We start from the raw sequence: 15,658 nt of genomic DNA, 5'->3' as shown, positions 1-15,658 counted from the left end.
ATGGGCACCGGGCGGGTGATGCGGATAGCCGGGCCGGCCGGATGCTCGCGAGCCCGACGTCACCCGGGATAAACTGTCTGCCCGACCGACGAACCGAGCCATCCCTCATGTTGATCCGCGTTGCAACCCTGTCCGATGCCGTCGCGCTTGCCGAATTGAAGCGCGACACGTTTCGCGAAACCTTTCTGCAGGACGGATTCGGCATCGACTACCCGCCGAACGACCTGGCTGCGTACGAGGCCCGAACCTACTCGGTAGAAACGATCACGGGCCAGCTCGACGATCCCGAATGCCGCACGTGGGTCGCTGAAAGCGACGACGGCACGCTGGTCGGCTATGCGCACGCGGGGCCGTGCAAGCTTCCGCACCCGGACGTCGCGGAAGGTTCGGGCGAGATCCATCAGATCTACCTTCGGCGAGGTACGCAAGGAACCGGCGCCGGGCGCGCCCTGTTCGACTCCGCGCTGGAGTATCTGGCAACGGAACGGCCCGGCCCGGTATGGCTTGGCGTGTGGTCCGGCAACGCGAAGGCGATTGCCTTCTATGAGAAAGCAGGGTTCACGCGTGTCGGTACGTACGATTTCAAGGTCGGGGAATCGACCGATCTGGAATTCATCTATCGACGCTGAGGCGGTGGATCGAGAAGCGGTGCGATTGACGCGCCTTCAGTAACCGCGGGGATAAGGCGCCGGCGTCATTCGCGGATCGTCGACAGGCATGTCGACATTCAGCAAGGACAGAAGCTGCCGATCCAGGCAATGCTGCGGAAAGAAGCGATTGAAATAGGAAACGTCCTCGCGTCGGTCCGCCCTCTGGAACATCGCTTCGATCGGCCCCCAGTAGTATTGCCAGGACAACCTGTCCATCTCGCGCTGTCGATCGTCCGGAAGTGCATCGATCTCAATCGTGCTCAGCCCGTCATGCATGAATCGATAGACACGCCAGAGCCGGTCGCTCAGGAAATTCGGCGCACTCGGCGAAAATGCGACATAGTCCGCATCGGCTTCGTGCCGATACCCCGCAATGCGGGTGAATGCCTGAAAGGACGGAATGCCGGCCATGCTGTCCGGATCGCGTAATTCAAGCTGGTAGAAATAGAACAGCGTCTCCGTGTCCGCGTCATACCGGATGACCAGCTTGTTGCCGGGATGGTGATACCACCCGGTTGCCGGATCCACGAATCCGCCCTGACTATCCGGCTGCAGCCCCGGCTTGATGCCCAGGATGCATCGAACATCGTCGATCAGCGCATCACCCCAGTCGGCATAGAATCGGCTCAACTGTGTCCTGCCAATCGATACAGCAGCATAGATACCTACCGGCTCCATGTGTTTGCTCCGTCAGGGTTGCGCCGATTCACCACCACGCATGTTACAACCGGCCCCGGCGCGGGCATGCCGGCGCGTTGCAATCAATCGAACCGTATCCGGGGTTTGTGACGTAACCGGAACGAACAATGGGCAGGCGCACGTACGTAAAACGATTCGACCATTGCGTCGACTCAGGCCGCGCCGCTCCGGGATGCTTTCATTTCCGGCGCGTCACTTGCGTTACGATTCACGCCATCCTCAACTCCGTGGAAGCACATGAAAACTCGTGCCATTGCGGTGGGCACGGCGCTCGTTGCGCTTTACGCCACCGCGGCGTCTGCCCAGGAACCCGGCGCGCCCAGCTACGACACCTACAAGTCATGGCTGGTCGCCTGCGACAACGGTTTGACGTGCGAGGCGAAGGGTCTCGCGAACGGTGGCGAGACCGGCGCAGACTTGCGCTTCATTCGCTCAGCCGGGCCGAACGGCGCGCTCACGGTACGGCTGAACGTCGCCACCAACACCAGCATCAATCTCGATGACCTGCGCGTCGACGACGCGCCGCTGCGGCTTGACGACTCGGCCTGGAGCGAGAAATTCGACGACGGGATAGCGACGTTGTCGACCACGCAACCGGCAGCTGTGGCGGCCTTCGTCTCACGGCTTCGCAATGGCACGAAGCTTCAGTTCGGCGAGCATGCAGGCGCTTATGTTCCGCTCGACGGCATGGTCGCCGCGCTCCTGCGTATCGATGACCGGCAACGGCGCATCGGGGGAACTACCGCGTTGATCCGCAAGGGGCCTGCCCCTGCGTCGCAGGTCACACCCGCTCCGTCACTGCCCGTCGTACCGAAGCGGAAGATCACGTCGCAGTTGTCCGATCAGGAAGAAGAACACCTGATCGCGCGCGCGAAACGAACCCGGGATGCCAGCAGTTGCGAGGAGAATGCGTCGCGCTATCTCCATGAAGCAGCGTATGCACTCGACAAGCACAACGCGCTCGTGTTTCTTCCATGCATCATGGGCGCCTACCAGGGTTCGTCGGATGTGTTCATCGCACCGCGTATCGGCGGCGGAAAACCGGAGCCCGTCAAGCTGCCGATTCCTGAAGGGGGCTTTTCAGAGCCTTCACTGGTCGAACCGGACTTCGACCCGGCTACCGGCACGCTGTCCACCTTCGGCAAGGGACGCGGGCTGGCCGATTGCGGCTTTCAGGCCAGCTGGATCTGGGATGGCCATGCGTTCCGGATGTCGGCTGTGTCGCAGCAGAAAACGTGTGGCGGCGTTCAAGGCGGCGACTGGCCGACGCTCTATCGGTCGCGAACGAAGTAGCCCAACGATCGCTCTCGATGGCGCAGGTTCCATGCGGTCGTTGTTTCGACCACACTGGAATCGACAGACCGGAGCATCGCCGCCGATTCAGCGGCGCTGCCGAACGAACAGGCCGGCCTCGCCGGCCCGCCACCGCACGACAACGCCCACCCGCCCGCTCAATAGCGGCTCCGCCCCCACAGCGTCTTCGGCTCGTCGAGCAAATGACGCAACCCGCTGCGCTCGATCGTGATTGCCGCGACTTCGTTCACCCGTTCGAGCACCGCGTTCTCGTCGACCGACAACACGCGCCGATCCTCCATCAGCACCCTTCCGCCCACCATCGTCATGCACACGTCGGCCGCGTTCGCGAAGCACGTCACGCGATATACGGGCATGTTCATCGGCATCATGTGCGGCCGGAACAGGTCGACGAGGATGATGTCCGCGAGCTTGCCGGCTTCGAGCGAACCGGCCTCGTGATCGATCGACAGCGCCTTCGCCGAGTCGATCGTCACCATCTCCAGCACCTTGCCGTGCGGCAGCACGTCCGGGTCGCGGAAATGCCGGCGGTGGTAATGCATGCATTGCCACATGTGGCGGAACATGTCGTAGCCGCGATCGGGCGCCGCACCGTCCGACGCGATCGCCACCGTCACGCCCGCATCGATCAGCTCGGGCACCGGGCAGCGCCCGATGATCGACATGATCGCGCTCGGGTTGTGGACGATCGCGGTGCCCGTCTCGACGCACGCCGCGATGTCGTCGTCGGTCAGGTCGATGCTGTGCGACATGAACGACGTCGGGCCGAGCAAGCCGAGCTCGCGATGCGCGAACGCGAGCGTGCCCGCGCGGTGGCCGTCCTGCGTGAACGTCAGCCCGCGCTCGCGTGCGAGCCCGCCGTAGCGGGCGGCCTGGTCGCGGAAGTCGTGCTCGAACTGCGCCAGCTCGGGATCGTGTTCGGGCCCGTACACGGGCAGCGTGAGCGCGATGCGAATCCGGCCGCCGGCATCGCCGTGGCATTCGTCGACGATGTGCTCGCATACGTCGAACATCGTGTCGAAACCGATATCGCGCGTGTCACTGCCCTCCGGCGTGTGGCGCGTATAGGCACGCGGCGCGGGCGGCCGCGACGGGCCGACCGCGACGATCGAGCGCGTACCGGTGCGCACGACCGCGTCGCAATGGCGCCGCGCGTAGACCGGATCGTCGACGCGCATGATCGAATTGCCGCCGCCGAGCAGCGATACGCCGGTCGTCACGCCGGCCTTCAGGCGTTCGAGCGCGGCGAGATGCGATTCGGCCTCCCAGAACGCCTCGTCGGACGCGCGCGTGTAGATCGTCTCGGCCGCGGCCGACCACGCATCGCCGTCCGCGCCGCCGATCGTGCGCAGCATCGCGTGGCCCGCGTGCGCATGTGCATCGATCAGGCCCGGCAGCACGGCCTTGCGGCGCGCATCGATCGTGCGCGCCGCACGGTAACGCGCCTGCAGTTCATCGGTGCCGCCGACGGCGACGATGCGCTCGCCCTTGACCGCGACCGCGCCGTTCTCGATCACGCGCCGCTGCGGGTCCATCGTGATTACGCAGCCGTTCGCGATCAGCGTGTCGATCGCTTCGCGGTCGTCCTCTCGCATGCCCTCTCGCTTGTCCTCGGTCGTCATTGTTCGGTGTCCTGTTGTGGTTCGATGGGTCTTGCTGCCATCCAGTGGCCGAGCGACCGGGCCGCCGGGTGGAACCCCGGCGGCCCGGCGACGGCGTCATGCTCGAAAAACCGTCACGCCGAACCGACCGGCGCGGCGACCCGCGCCTTCAGCTTGCGCTGCACCGCGCTGATCACGACGAACACCACCGCGTTCACCGCGAGCGCGACGAGCCCCGGGTTGATCGACGTCAGCGTGTTCGATGCGCCCGGGAACAGCGACGCGAGCGTCACGCCATAGTAGTTCGTCATCGCGATCACGATCGCGCCGGCGACGATGCCCGCGAACGCGCCTTCACGCGTGCCGAACGGCTGCTTCAGGAAGCTCGAGGCGAGCATCGGCACGAGCTGCGTGAGCAGGCTCGACGAGAAGATCGCGAGCGTGACGAAGGTCGCGCCGCCGCGCAGCACGAAGTAGACGACCACCAGCGTGAAGACCGGCAGCGCGATGCGCGCGACGCGCGTCACCTCGCGGTCGGTCGCGTTCGGTGCGAAGCCTTCGCGGTAGATGTTGCGCGCGATCGTCGTCGATGCATTCAGCATGATCAGCGATCCCGGCACCAGTGCGGTGAGCAGCCCCGTGCCGCCGACGATGCCGACGAACCACGCAGGGAACGTCTGCTTCACGAGCCGCAGCAAAGCGAGATCGGTCTGCGCGCCTTCGAGCCCGTGCACGGTCATCACGGCCGCGAAGCCGACGAGGAACAGGAACGCGATCAGCACCTGGTACAGCGGCATCAGGATCACGTTGCGGCGCAGCGCGCGCTCGTCCTTCGCGACGTAGATCGCGGTGAAGCCGTGCGGATACAGGTAGTAGCCGAGCGACGTGAGCAGGATCGTCGAGTTGTACCAGCTCAGGTTGAAGCCGTGCTCCGGCATGCGCAGCAGTTCGGGGTGCGCGGCGTCGATCTTCGCGAACATCTCGCCGAGCCCGCCGTAGTAATGCATCGGCAGGTACAGGCCGAGGAAGATCGCGATCGCGAGGATCAGCACGTCCTTGAAGATCGCGATGCTCGCCGAGCCGTGGATGCCCGACACGACCATGTACACGGCCATCAGCGTCGCGGCGATCCAGATCGCGGCCGCCTGCGGAATCAGCCCGTACGACATCTCCGACACGATCACGCCGAGCCCGCGCAACTGGATCATCAGCAGCGACACCATCGCAAACACCGCAACGATCGACACCAGCACGCCGATCGCGCGGCTGTCGTACTTCGACGCAAAGTAATCGGCGAACGACACGAGTCCGCGTTCCTTCGCGTAACGCCAGATCGCCGGCAGCATCCAGTAGCCGATCACGAACGCGAGGCAGCCGTACGACAGGATGTAGAACGCGGGCACGCCCTTGCTGTAGGTCCAGCCGCTCGCGCCGAGGAACGAGAACGTCGAGAACGCCTCGCCGGCCATCAGCAGGAACGTGAGCAGCGAGCCGAAGCCGCGCCCGCCGACCGCCCACTGCTCGAGCGTGAGCTTGCGGCCGCGGCGCGCCATCACGCCGATGGCGAGCGCGAACACGGCGAACGCCGCGATGATGACGATCGAAGCGTTCATCGCGCGTCTCCCGAACGGCCGGCGCGGGCCGCGTCGCGCTCGTCGAGATGGAACAGGATCGCGAGAATCGCGGCCGTGGCCGCCATCCAGACCAGGTTCCAGACGAGCAGGAACGGCAGCCCGAACAGCAGCGGACGCGCGTCGGCAAGCGAGCCGCCCGCATACATCCCGACGAACGGCAACGCCGCCAGCAACAGTTTCAGTTTCATGAGTGCCTCCTCCGGAAGACGCGCGTGTGCGTCAGAACATCAGAACTTCTGGCGGATGCCGACCACCACCGCCACCTGCGACGTCGTCGTCGACGCGCTGTCGGTGCCGTCGATCCATGCGTGGCCGACACCCGACGACGCCTTCTGGTAGAAGCCGTTCACGTACACGTCGGTGCGCTTGGACAACAGGTATTGCACGCCGGCCGATACCTGGTGGTAATGGCCGCTTTCGCTGGCGCGCGCGACCTGCGTATAGGTGTAGCCGGCCGCCGCCATCAGCGCGGGCGTGGCCATGTAGCGCAGGCTGCCTTCGTAGTTGTTGAAACGCAGCGCGCCGCCCGTCGCCTGGCCGAAGTTCGAGCCCGTGTACAGCAGGCCGAGCGTTGCCGGCCCGATCGCGTAGCTGCCGCCCGCCCCCCAGATCTGCTGGCGGATCGCGCTCCCGAGGCTCGCACCGAGCACCGATGCCGACGACGGATAGTAGTTATCCGAAGCAACTGCGCCGCTCGTGCTGACCGCCGGATGGTTCACGCGCGCATACGCGGCGCCCGCGTTGAGCGGCCCGTTCACGTACGTGACGCCCGCGCTCCAGCTGTTGTCGTTCGCGAAGCCGGTCGAGTTCGAGAAGCCGTACACGAGGTTCGCCTGCAGGCCCGCGATCGTCGGCGACACGTACTTCACCGCGTTGTTGAGACGGAACGTGTTGTTGATGTCGTCGTTGTCGAACGGGTGCGTCGAGTACTGCGCGAGGAAGCTGCTCATCTGCAGCGAACCGAGGATGTCCTGCGTCGAGTTGTACTGGCGGCCGAGCGTCACCGCGCCCCAGTTCGCGCCGCTCAGGCCGACCCACGCCGAACGCCCGAACATCCGGCCACCCTGCCCGAGCGCGCCGTTCGCGACGTTGAAGCCGTTCTCGAGGCGGAAGTTCGCCTTCAGGCCGCCGCCGAGATCCTCGGAGCCGATCAAGCCCCAGCGCGGCCCCGATTCGTTGCCGCCCGTGAACTGCCACAGCGAATGGCCCTTCGCGTTGTTCGTGTAGGTCACGCCCGCGTCGACGATCCCGTACAGCGTCACCGTCGACTGCGCGTGCGCGGCGCCGGCAAACAGCATTGCGATCGCGGCGCCCATTGCAACGCCCATTGCGACGCCCGTCTTCCCACCCTTCATTCGCACCATCTCCGTCATCTCCTCTCCAAACCTGCTCATCGATGTTGTGTTTTGTTGGTCCTGCCCATGCATCCCGACCGGGTTGTATAGACAGTCGCTGGATGGTATCCAGCCGCAATCACATCAAGAAATGAAATGTTCAACTGGCCAGCAGTTGAAAATCGAATGAGAGGCGATGGAGGGGAAATGAACGGGGGTCACGCGGCCCCGCAAGGGAAACGAAAGCACGCAGGCCCGCTGGACGCGGTGCGTTTTGATCGGACGTGAATGGCTTGCGTAAGCAAGCTGACGATACGGCGACGCGCGAGGCGGCTATACGGTTTTCCCTGATAACCCGTGCATCGGCCGCCGCAACGCGGCGTCGAACGGATTGGTACGTGGCCCGATCGCGTCGGCCTGGCGCCGCAGCAGTTCGACGACCATCGGCATCCGGTCGTCACCGAGGCGTGACGCGAGCGTGCCGACGCTCAACGCGCCGACCGGATAACCGGTGCGATCGAGGATCGGCACCGCGACACCGGCCATCCCGTCGAGCACACCGCTGTTGCGGCCCGCGTAGCCGAGCTGCCGCACGCGTTCGATCTCGGTACGCAGGTACACCTCGTCGAGCACGCCGTAGCCGCGAATGCGCGGCACGTTGAAACGGATCACTTCCTCGCGTTCGGCTTCCGGCAGGAACGCGAGGATCGCAAGGCTGCCCTGTCCGACACCGAGCGCGATGCGGCCGCCGATGTCGCCGGTAAACGAGCGGATCGGAAACGGCCCCTCGCACAGGTCGAGACACACGGCGTCGAAGCCGCTCTTCACCAGCAGGAAGATGGTCTCGCCGAGGCTGGCGCACAGCCTCAGCAGCGCGGGACGGCACAACGTGCGCATGCTGCTCGGGTTGCCGGCCTGCGCGGCAAGCGCGAAGAAATCGACACTCAGCCGGTACAGCTTCGACTGCTCGTCCTGTTCGACCATCCCTTCCGCGATCAGCGATTGCAGGATCCGGTGCGCGGTGCCCTGCGTGAGGCCGACGGCCTTTGCCAGATGCGTGACGCGCACGCCGTCCTGCTGCATGCCGGCCAGCGCGCGCAGGATCGCGAACGCGCGCTGCAGCATGCCGGTGCCCGGTGCGCCGGCCGCATCGGGCGCATCGACGGCGTCCTCTTCCGGGCGCGGCGCGCGTGCGGCCGGCGACGTTCCGGTCGAATGGGGTTCCTGCATGCCGGCTCTCCTCGATGATTTCATTGAACGGAATACGTGAGCCGCCATTGTCGTCCCGCCGAAATTCCGCGGGCATCCGGGTGTGCACGGGATTGACGCGTGCATTTCGCGGCATTGCCACGCGCCACCCAGCGGAACGATTCGCTCGCGATTTCCCCAACCGTTCCGCTCAATGGAATTTTTCCGAAATTCCTCCCGTTCAGCAGAATTCGAAATTGACGCTCTGAAATATGGCTGGCTAGAGTCCGCCACATCGGTACACCGGCCACGCGGTGTGCGAACCCGGAGCTTCCCATGTCGTTTCTCACGCTTACGGATCTGACGAAAACCTTCGGCGAACTCACCGCCGTCGCCGACGTCAACCTGTCGGTCGAACAAGGCGAATTCGTGTCGCTGCTCGGGCCGTCCGGCTGCGGCAAGACCACCACGTTGCAGATGATCGCGGGCTTCGTCGACGTCACGCGCGGCCGCATCTCGCTCGACGGGCAGGACATCACGCACCTGAAGCCGAACCGGCGCGGGCTCGGCATCGTGTTCCAGAGCTATGCGCTGTTTCCGCACATGAGCGTCGCGGAGAACGTCGGCTTCGGCCTCGACATGCGCGGCGTCGACAAGGCCGAGCGCGCCGAGCGCATCCGCGCGGCCCTCGCGCTCGTGCGTCTCGACGCGCTCGCGCACCGCTTCCCGCGCGAGCTGTCGGGCGGCCAGCGGCAGCGCGTCGCGATCGCGCGCGCGGTCGTGATCGAGCCGCCGGTGCTGCTGCTCGACGAACCGATGTCGAACCTTGACGCGAAGCTGCGCGAGGACATGCAGTTCGAGCTGCGCGCGATCCAGCGCAAGATCGGCACGACGACGATCATGGTCACGCACGATCAGTCGGAAGCGCTGTCGATCAGCGACCGCGTGGTCGTGATGGAAGCCGGCCGCATCACGCAGACCGATACGCCGTACCGCGCGTACGAGCGCCCGGAGAACCGTTTCGTGTCGCAGTTCATCGGCAAGGCGAACCTGCTGCCCGGCACGATCGTCGCGCACGACGGCGATGCGATCCGCATCGACCTCGGTCACGATCTCGCGGAAACGGGCCGGCTCGCGCACCTGCCGGCGCGTGAGCGCGACATGCGCATCGGCGATGCGGTGTCGGTCTGCATCCGTCCCGAGAAGCTGCGGCTGTGCGCGCCCGACGCGGGCCGCTTCGCCGCAACCGTCACGAGCCGCTTCTTCCTCGGCAGCCAGTGGCTGTACCGCGTCGACAGCGCGCTCGGCGAAGTGCTCGTGTGCTGCCAGAACGAAGGCGCGGAGCCGCTCGCGGAAGGCGCACCGGTCGGGATCGACTGGCACAGCGACGCGGTGCGCGTGATGCGCCGGGAGGCCTGAATGCGACAGCCTGCCCGTCCACTCCCGAATGACGGCGCGCCGGCCGCGCTTGCGCGCTCGGCCGCGGTGTCCGCCGACGCCGCACCGGCACGCGCCGCCGCGCCCACGATGCGCGCGACGTGGCGCGCGCATGCGCCGCTGTGGCTGATGTGCGCGCCCGCGTTCGCGCTGTTTGCCGCGCTCGTGCTCGTGCCGCTCGCGATGACGTTCGTGCTGACGTTCTACCGTTTCGATCCGGCCACCGGCCCGATCGCCGCGTTCCAGTTCGGCAACTACGCGGAAGTGCTCGGCTCGTCGTACTTCCACACGATCTTCGCGCGGACGTTCGGCATCGCCGCGCTGACCACCGCGATCTGCGTCGCGATCGGCACGCCGGAGGCATACGTGCTGTCGAAAATGCGCGACCCGTGGCGCTCGCTGTTCCTGCTCACGATCCTCGCGCCGCTGCTGGTGTCGGTCGTCGTGCGCGCGTTCGGCTGGAGCATGCTGCTGAACACGAGCGGGCTCGTGAACCAGGCGCTCGGGCTCGCCGGCCTCGGGCCGTACAAGCTCGAATACACGACCTTCGCGATCGTGATCGCGCTGGTGCACGTGATGCTGCCATTCATGGTGATCCCGGTGTGGACCGCGCTGCAGCGGCTCGATCCGCAGACCGAACACGCGGCGCTGTCGCTCGGCGCATCGCCGTTCACGACGCTGCGCTGCATCGTGCTGCCGCAGCTGATGCCGGGCGTGCTGTCGGGCAGCCTGATGGTGTTCGGGCTGTCGGCGAGCGCGTTCGCGATTCCGAGCCTGCTCGGCGGACGCCGGCTGAAGGTCGCGGCCACGGCCGTCTACGACGAATTCCTCGGCTCGCTGAACTGGCCGCTCGGCGCGACGATCGCCGTGCTGCTGCTGATCGCGAACCTCGTCGTGATGCTCACTTACTACCGCGTGCTCGAACGCCGCTACGCGCGCAGCCTCGGAGGCGCATCGCGATGAGAAAGAACGGCCCCTTTGCCCTCGCCTTCCACACGCTCGTGATCCTGTTCGTGCTCGCGCCGCTCGTGATCGTCGTGCTCGTCGCGTTCACGCCCGACGAGACGCTGACACTGCCGACACACGGGTTCTCGCTGCGCTGGTTCCGCGCGATCCTCGACTATCCCGACTTCGTCACCGCGTTCTTCAACAGCGTGAAGCTCGCGTTCGCGTCGGCGACGCTGTCGCTCGCGATCGCGCTGCCGGCGGGCCTCGCCATCGGCCGCGCGACGTTTCCCGGCCGCGCGTTCCTGAACGGGCTGCTGCTGTCGCCGCTCGTGATTCCCGGCCTCGTGCTCGGCATCGCGCTGCTGCGCTTCTTCGCGCTGATCGGCGCGACCGGCTCGTTCGCATGGCTCGTGCTCGCGCACATGGTCGTCATCACGCCGTTCGTGATGCGGCTCGTGCTCGCGTCCGTCGCGGGCCTCGACCGCAGCATCGAGCAGGCCGCGTGCTCGCTCGGCGCGGACCCGTGGACGACCTTCCGCCGCATCACGTTGCCGATGATCGTGCCCGGCATCACCGGCGGCTGGCTGCTCGCGTTCATCAACAGCTTCGACGAACTGACGATGTCGATCTTCGTCACGTCGCCGCAGACGGTCACGCTGCCGGTGCGCATGTACATGTACGCGACCGAGTCGATCGACCCGATGATGGCGTCGGTGTCGGCGCTCGTCATCTTCATCACCGCCGGCGCGATGCTGCTGCTCGATCGCGTGTACGGCCTGAACCGCATCCTGATCGGCCAACACTGATGACGACTTCCGTTTCCCGTTCCACCTGCATCCCGGACGACGGTGCGCAGTTCGTGCGCGTCGCCGAACGCGAACGTGCCGCCGTCGCGTTCACGCTGGACGGCCGCCCCGCGCTCGCGCTCGCCGGCGACACCGTGCTCACCGCGATCCTCGTTGCCCAGCGGCGCGTGCGCGTGAGCGAATTCAGCGGCCAGCCGCGCGCGGGCTTCTGCCTGATCGGCGCGTGCCAGGACTGCTGGGTGCGCACCGAAACCGGTGCGCGCGTGCGTGCATGCTCGACGCCGATCGCCGAAGGCATGCGGATTCTCACGTCCGCCCGGCCGGCCGCGACCGGAGACGCAGCGTGAGCGCCGCACCGCAACCGGTGATCGTCGGCGCGGGGCCGGCCGGCGTGCGCGCGGCCGAAGCGCTGGTCGACGCGGGGCTGCGCCCGGTCGTGATCGACGAGAACGCGCGCTGGGGCGGACAGATCTACCGGCAGCCGCCGGCCGACGGCGCGTTCGCGCGCGGCAAGCGCACGCTGTACGGCTTCGAGGCCGCGAAGGCCGACGCCGTGCACCGGACGATGGCCGCGCTGCTGCCGCATGTCGACTACCGGCCGAACACGCTTGCCTGGTCATGCGGCGCAGGCCGCGTCGACACGCTGCAGGATGGCCGTGAAGTGACGGTGCCCTACTCGCACCTGATCATTGCGAGCGGCGCGACCGACCGCTTGTTGCCCGTGCCGGGCTGGACGCTCGCCGGCGTCTATACGCTCGGCGGCGCGCAAGTGGCACTGAAGGCGCAGGGCTGCGCGATCGGCCGTCGTGTCGTGTTCGCGGGCACGGGCCCGCTGCTTTACCTCGTCGCCTACCAGTATGCGAAGGCCGGCGCGCAGGTCGCGGCCGTGCTCGACACGAGCCCGCTGCGCCGCCAGGCCGCTGCCGCGCCCGCGCTGCTGCGCATGCCGTCGACCTTCGCGAAGGGGCTCTATTACATCGGCTGGCTGCGCGCGCACGGCGTCGCGATCGAAACGGGCGTCACGCTCGAGCGCGTGCTCGGCGACCCGCACGTGACGGGAATCGCATGGCGCGCGGCCGGTGACGGCGCACCGCCGCGCCTGCTCGACTGCGACGCAGTCGGCCTCGGCTTCGGCCTGCGCTCCGAAACGCAGCTCGCCGATCTCGCCGGCTGCCGGTTCGGGTTCGACCCGCTCAACCGCGCATGGCTGCCCGAGCGCGACGCGGCCGGCCGCACGTCGGTGCGCGGCCTCTACGTCGCCGGCGACGGCGCGGGCATCGCTGGCGCCGATGCGGCCGAGGCAACGGGCCGGCGCGCGGCGCTTGCGTTGCTCGACGACGCCGGGATCGCTTCGCTCGCGCCCGCCGGCAAACCCGACGCGGCGACGCTCGAACGCACGCTCGCGCGCGGCGCCGCATTCCGCGCGGGCCTCGAAGCGGCGTTCGCGCCGCCGGTCGAGCAGGCCGCCCGCTGCGCGGACGACACGATCGTGTGCCGCTGCGAGGAGGTCGATGCAGGGACGCTGCGCCGCTGCGTCCGCGACGGCGCGGCAACCGAGCTGAACCGGCTGAAGGCGCTGACGCGCGTCGGAATGGGCCGCTGCCAGGGTCGCATGTGCGGCGACGCGGCCGCGCTCTTGCTGGCCGCCGAAACCGGTCGCCCGCTCGCCGACGCCGGACGGTTGCGTGCGCAACCGCCCGTGAAGCCGTTCCCGATCTCGGCCGCGCTGGCGGGCGACGATGTCGCGGCGATTCCCGACGAGGCACGCGATGAATGAGACCCGGCATTACGACGTCGCGATCGTCGGCGGCGGCCTCGTCGGCGCGTCGGCCGCACTCGCGCTGACGCGGCGCGGCTTGCGCACCGGGCTGTTCGAGCGGCGCGATTGCGGTGCGCAGGCGAGCGGCGTGAACTACGGTGGCGTGCGCTGCCAGGGCCGGCCCGCCGAACAGCTGCCGCTCGCGCTGCGTGCGCGGCGCATCTGGGATCGCCTGCCCGAACTGATCGGCATCGACGGCGAATTCGTCGTGTCGGGCCACCTGCGGCTCGCGCGCAGCGACGCCGATCTCGACGCGCTCGATGCCTACGCGACGCTCGCCGGCGAACACGGCCTGCCGCTGCAGGTGATGCGCGGCGATGCGTTCCGGCGGCGTTACCCGTGGCTCGGCCGTGCGGCGCTCGGCGGCTCGCTGTGCGAGACCGACGGTCACGCCAACCCGCGCCTCGTGTCGCCCGCGTTCGCGCGCGCGGCCCGCGCGGCGGGCGCGGACGTGTTCGAGCATACCCCCGTCGACGACGTTCACCACGACGGCACACGCTTTCACTTTCAGGCAGGCGGCCGCGCCTGCACCGCGACGTGGCTGATCAACTCGGCCGGCGCGTGGGCGAACACGATCGCCGAACGCTTCGGCGAAGCCGTGCCGATGGAGCCGATCTACCCGAACATGTGGGTGACCGAACCGCTGCCGCCGTTCATCACGCACAACCTCGGCGTGTACGGCGGCGGCGTGTATGCGCGGCAAGTCGCGCGCGGCAACTGCGTGATCGGCGGCGGGCGCGGCCGCGGCGACGGCGAATTCGGCCAGCCGTCGGTCGATACGACGCGCGCGGTGATGCGCGATGCCTGCGCGCTGCTGCCCGCGCTGCGTGACGCACTGCTGATCCGCACGTGGAGCGGCGTTGAAGGCTGCACGCCCGACCACAACCCGATCATCGGCGCGAGCCGCACGACGCCGCGCCTGCTTCATGCGTTCGGTTTTTCCGGCGGCGGCTTCCTGCTCGCGCCGGGCGTCGGCGACGTGCTCGCCGATCTCGTCGCGACCGGCGAAACCGCCACCCCGCTCGATGCATTCTCGATCGGCCGCTTCTTCCGCGAAGCCAAGCCGACCGTCCCTTTCCGTCAAGAGGAGACCCACAAATGAAACTGCCCGCAACGATCGCGGCGGCCGCCGCCCTCTGCATCGCAGGCGCCGGCGCGCCAGCGTTCGCGCAAACGAAGACGATCTACGTCGGCATGAACGGCGGCCCGATGGAGAAGGCCTACACGAGCCAGGTACTGCCCGACTTCGAGAAGGCGAACAACGTGAAGGTCGTCGTCGTGCCCGGCACGTCGTCGGACGTGCTCGCGAAACTGCTCGCGAACCGCAACAAGCCGCAGATCCACGTCGCGTTCCTCGACGACGGCGTGATGGCGCGCGCGGTCAGCCTCGGCGTGTGCCAGAAGCTCGACGATTCGCCGGTGCTGAAGGAGTTGTATCCGTTCGCGCGGATGAAGGACGACGTCGGCGCGGGCGTGCAGCTCGGGATGACCGGCATCGCGTACAACAAGAAGCTGTTCGCCGAGAAAGGCTGGACGCCGCCGACGTCGTGGATGGATTTCGCCGATCCGAAATACAAGGGCAAGGTCGTGTTCCAGTCGGCGTCGAGCAGCACGTTCGGGCTGCACGGATTCCTCGCGATCAACCGGCTGCTCGGCGGCAACGAGCAGAACGTCGAGCCCGGCTTCAGCAAGTGGGCGAGCACGGTCGGGCCGAACGTCGTCGAGTACATCCCGAACTCGGCGAAGATCTCGGAGATGGTGCAGACCGGCGAAGCCGGCCTGTTCCCGCTCACACCGACCGGCGTCGGCGACCTGCAGGACAAGGGCATCCCCGTCGCCTACGCGAACCCGAAGGAAGGCCCCGTGCTGCTGCTCGTCGACCTGTGCGTGGTCGCGAACAATCCCGATCCGCAGCTCGCGCAGAAGCTCGCGCAGTTCCTGCTGTCCGCGCCCGCGCAGACGAAGGCGGCCGAGGCCGGCAAGCAGATTCCGACCAACCGTCTCGCGAAGATGCCCGCCGCGATGCAACATAGCCTCGGCAATGTCGACGATCTCGTGCGCAAGGTGACCGTGGTCGACTGGACCGCGATCAACGCGCGCCGCGCGCAATGGGATACGCGCTGGAACCGGCAGATCGAGCGGTGACGGCATGCCGGGTGCGCGGGCACGGCCGCGCGCCGCATGACCATCATTTGCGGGAGTGATGACACTCCCCTTTTTCTGCGGAT

At 67.4% G+C, this 15,658-nt stretch carries 15 protein-coding genes; 9 read left to right on the top strand and 6 right to left on the bottom strand.

Annotated elements, in window-relative coordinates:
• Window positions 1–41: 41 nt before the first annotated feature.
• Window positions 42–629 carry a GNAT family N-acetyltransferase gene (locus FOZ70_RS23135; protein ID WP_226192496.1) on the top strand — a complete coding sequence of 196 codons (588 nt, stop codon included), beginning with the start codon at window positions 42–44 and terminating at the stop codon, window positions 627–629.
• A gap of 36 nt (window positions 630–665) precedes the next feature.
• On the opposite strand, the gene FOZ70_RS23130 is transcribed toward FOZ70_RS23135, so the two are convergent.
• A complete protein-coding gene (locus FOZ70_RS23130) occupies window positions 666–1,328 on the bottom strand; it encodes a hypothetical protein (protein ID WP_219706834.1) in 663 nt (220 codons plus the stop codon).
• A 258-nt stretch (window positions 1,329–1,586) separates the two neighbouring features.
• Here FOZ70_RS23130 and FOZ70_RS23125 point away from each other — a divergent pair, with 258 nt between their 5' ends.
• Window positions 1,587–2,642 (top strand): DUF1176 domain-containing protein, encoded by a 1,056-nt coding sequence (locus tag FOZ70_RS23125; RefSeq protein WP_219706832.1) that lies wholly within the window; start codon window positions 1,587–1,589, stop codon window positions 2,640–2,642.
• 158 nt (window positions 2,643–2,800) lie between these two features.
• Here FOZ70_RS23125 and FOZ70_RS23120 read toward each other — a convergent pair whose 3' ends face one another.
• The 5 genes from FOZ70_RS23120 to FOZ70_RS23100 all read right to left on the bottom strand — a co-directional run bounded on the left by FOZ70_RS23120 (window position 2,801) and on the right by FOZ70_RS23100 (window position 8,462).
• A complete protein-coding gene (locus FOZ70_RS23120) occupies window positions 2,801–4,285 on the bottom strand; it encodes an amidohydrolase family protein (RefSeq protein WP_059857340.1) in 1,485 nt (494 codons plus the stop codon).
• Window positions 4,286–4,398: 113 nt separating this feature from the next.
• Window positions 4,399–5,877: a sodium:solute symporter gene (locus FOZ70_RS23115; RefSeq protein WP_059653715.1), complete on the bottom strand. Its 1,479-nt coding sequence runs from the start codon at window positions 5,875–5,877 to the stop codon at window positions 4,399–4,401.
• The gene (locus tag FOZ70_RS23110; protein WP_059494669.1) at window positions 5,874–6,086 is read right to left on the bottom strand and encodes a DUF3311 domain-containing protein; all 213 of its coding nucleotides are present in this window, start codon (window positions 6,084–6,086) and stop codon (window positions 5,874–5,876) included. The genes FOZ70_RS23115 and FOZ70_RS23110 overlap by 4 nt, the downstream gene beginning before the upstream one ends.
• 39 nt (window positions 6,087–6,125) lie before the next feature.
• Complete coding sequence (locus tag FOZ70_RS23105) at window positions 6,126–7,214, bottom strand: porin (RefSeq protein WP_219706852.1); 1,089 nt, start codon at window positions 7,212–7,214, stop codon at window positions 6,126–6,128.
• 351 nt (window positions 7,215–7,565) lie between these two features.
• The gene (locus FOZ70_RS23100) at window positions 7,566–8,462 is read right to left on the bottom strand and encodes an IclR family transcriptional regulator (protein WP_219706830.1); all 897 of its coding nucleotides are present in this window, start codon (window positions 8,460–8,462) and stop codon (window positions 7,566–7,568) included.
• Window positions 8,463–8,756: 294 nt separating this feature from the next.
• Here FOZ70_RS23100 and FOZ70_RS23095 point away from each other — a divergent pair, with 294 nt between their 5' ends.
• Genes FOZ70_RS23095 through FOZ70_RS23065 form a run of 7 tightly spaced genes read left to right on the top strand, consistent with a single transcriptional unit; the run spans window position 8,757 to window position 15,575 of the window.
• Window positions 8,757–9,839, top strand: coding sequence for an ABC transporter ATP-binding protein (locus tag FOZ70_RS23095; protein ID WP_059857342.1), 1,083 nt, complete (start codon window positions 8,757–8,759; stop codon window positions 9,837–9,839).
• The gene (locus tag FOZ70_RS23090; RefSeq protein WP_219706828.1) at window positions 9,840–10,820 is read left to right on the top strand and encodes an ABC transporter permease; all 981 of its coding nucleotides are present in this window, start codon (window positions 9,840–9,842) and stop codon (window positions 10,818–10,820) included.
• Complete coding sequence (locus tag FOZ70_RS23085; protein WP_021158739.1) at window positions 10,817–11,611, top strand: ABC transporter permease; 795 nt, start codon at window positions 10,817–10,819, stop codon at window positions 11,609–11,611. The genes FOZ70_RS23090 and FOZ70_RS23085 overlap by 4 nt, the downstream gene beginning before the upstream one ends.
• Window positions 11,611–11,958, top strand: a complete 348-nt coding sequence (locus tag FOZ70_RS23080; protein ID WP_021158738.1) for a (2Fe-2S)-binding protein — start codon at window positions 11,611–11,613, stop codon at window positions 11,956–11,958. Before FOZ70_RS23085 ends, FOZ70_RS23080 begins: the two co-directional genes overlap by 1 nt.
• Entirely contained in the window at window positions 11,955–13,388 is a 1,434-nt protein-coding gene (locus FOZ70_RS23075) for an NAD(P)/FAD-dependent oxidoreductase (RefSeq protein WP_219706826.1), read from the top strand. The genes FOZ70_RS23080 and FOZ70_RS23075 overlap by 4 nt, the downstream gene beginning before the upstream one ends.
• Complete coding sequence (locus tag FOZ70_RS23070) at window positions 13,381–14,532, top strand: FAD-binding oxidoreductase (RefSeq protein ID WP_219706824.1); 1,152 nt, start codon at window positions 13,381–13,383, stop codon at window positions 14,530–14,532. Before FOZ70_RS23075 ends, FOZ70_RS23070 begins: the two co-directional genes overlap by 8 nt.
• Window positions 14,529–15,575: an ABC transporter substrate-binding protein gene (locus FOZ70_RS23065; RefSeq protein WP_219706822.1), complete on the top strand. Its 1,047-nt coding sequence runs from the start codon at window positions 14,529–14,531 to the stop codon at window positions 15,573–15,575. The genes FOZ70_RS23070 and FOZ70_RS23065 overlap by 4 nt, the downstream gene beginning before the upstream one ends.
• Window positions 15,576–15,658 lie beyond the last annotated feature (83 nt).

The organism is Burkholderia sp. COPS (genome assembly GCF_019425585.1).
GTDB lineage: Bacteria > Pseudomonadota > Gammaproteobacteria > Burkholderiales > Burkholderiaceae > Burkholderia > Burkholderia cepacia.
Note: the sequence above shows the minus strand (reverse complement) of the source record. Positions and strands in the feature narration are given on the sequence as shown.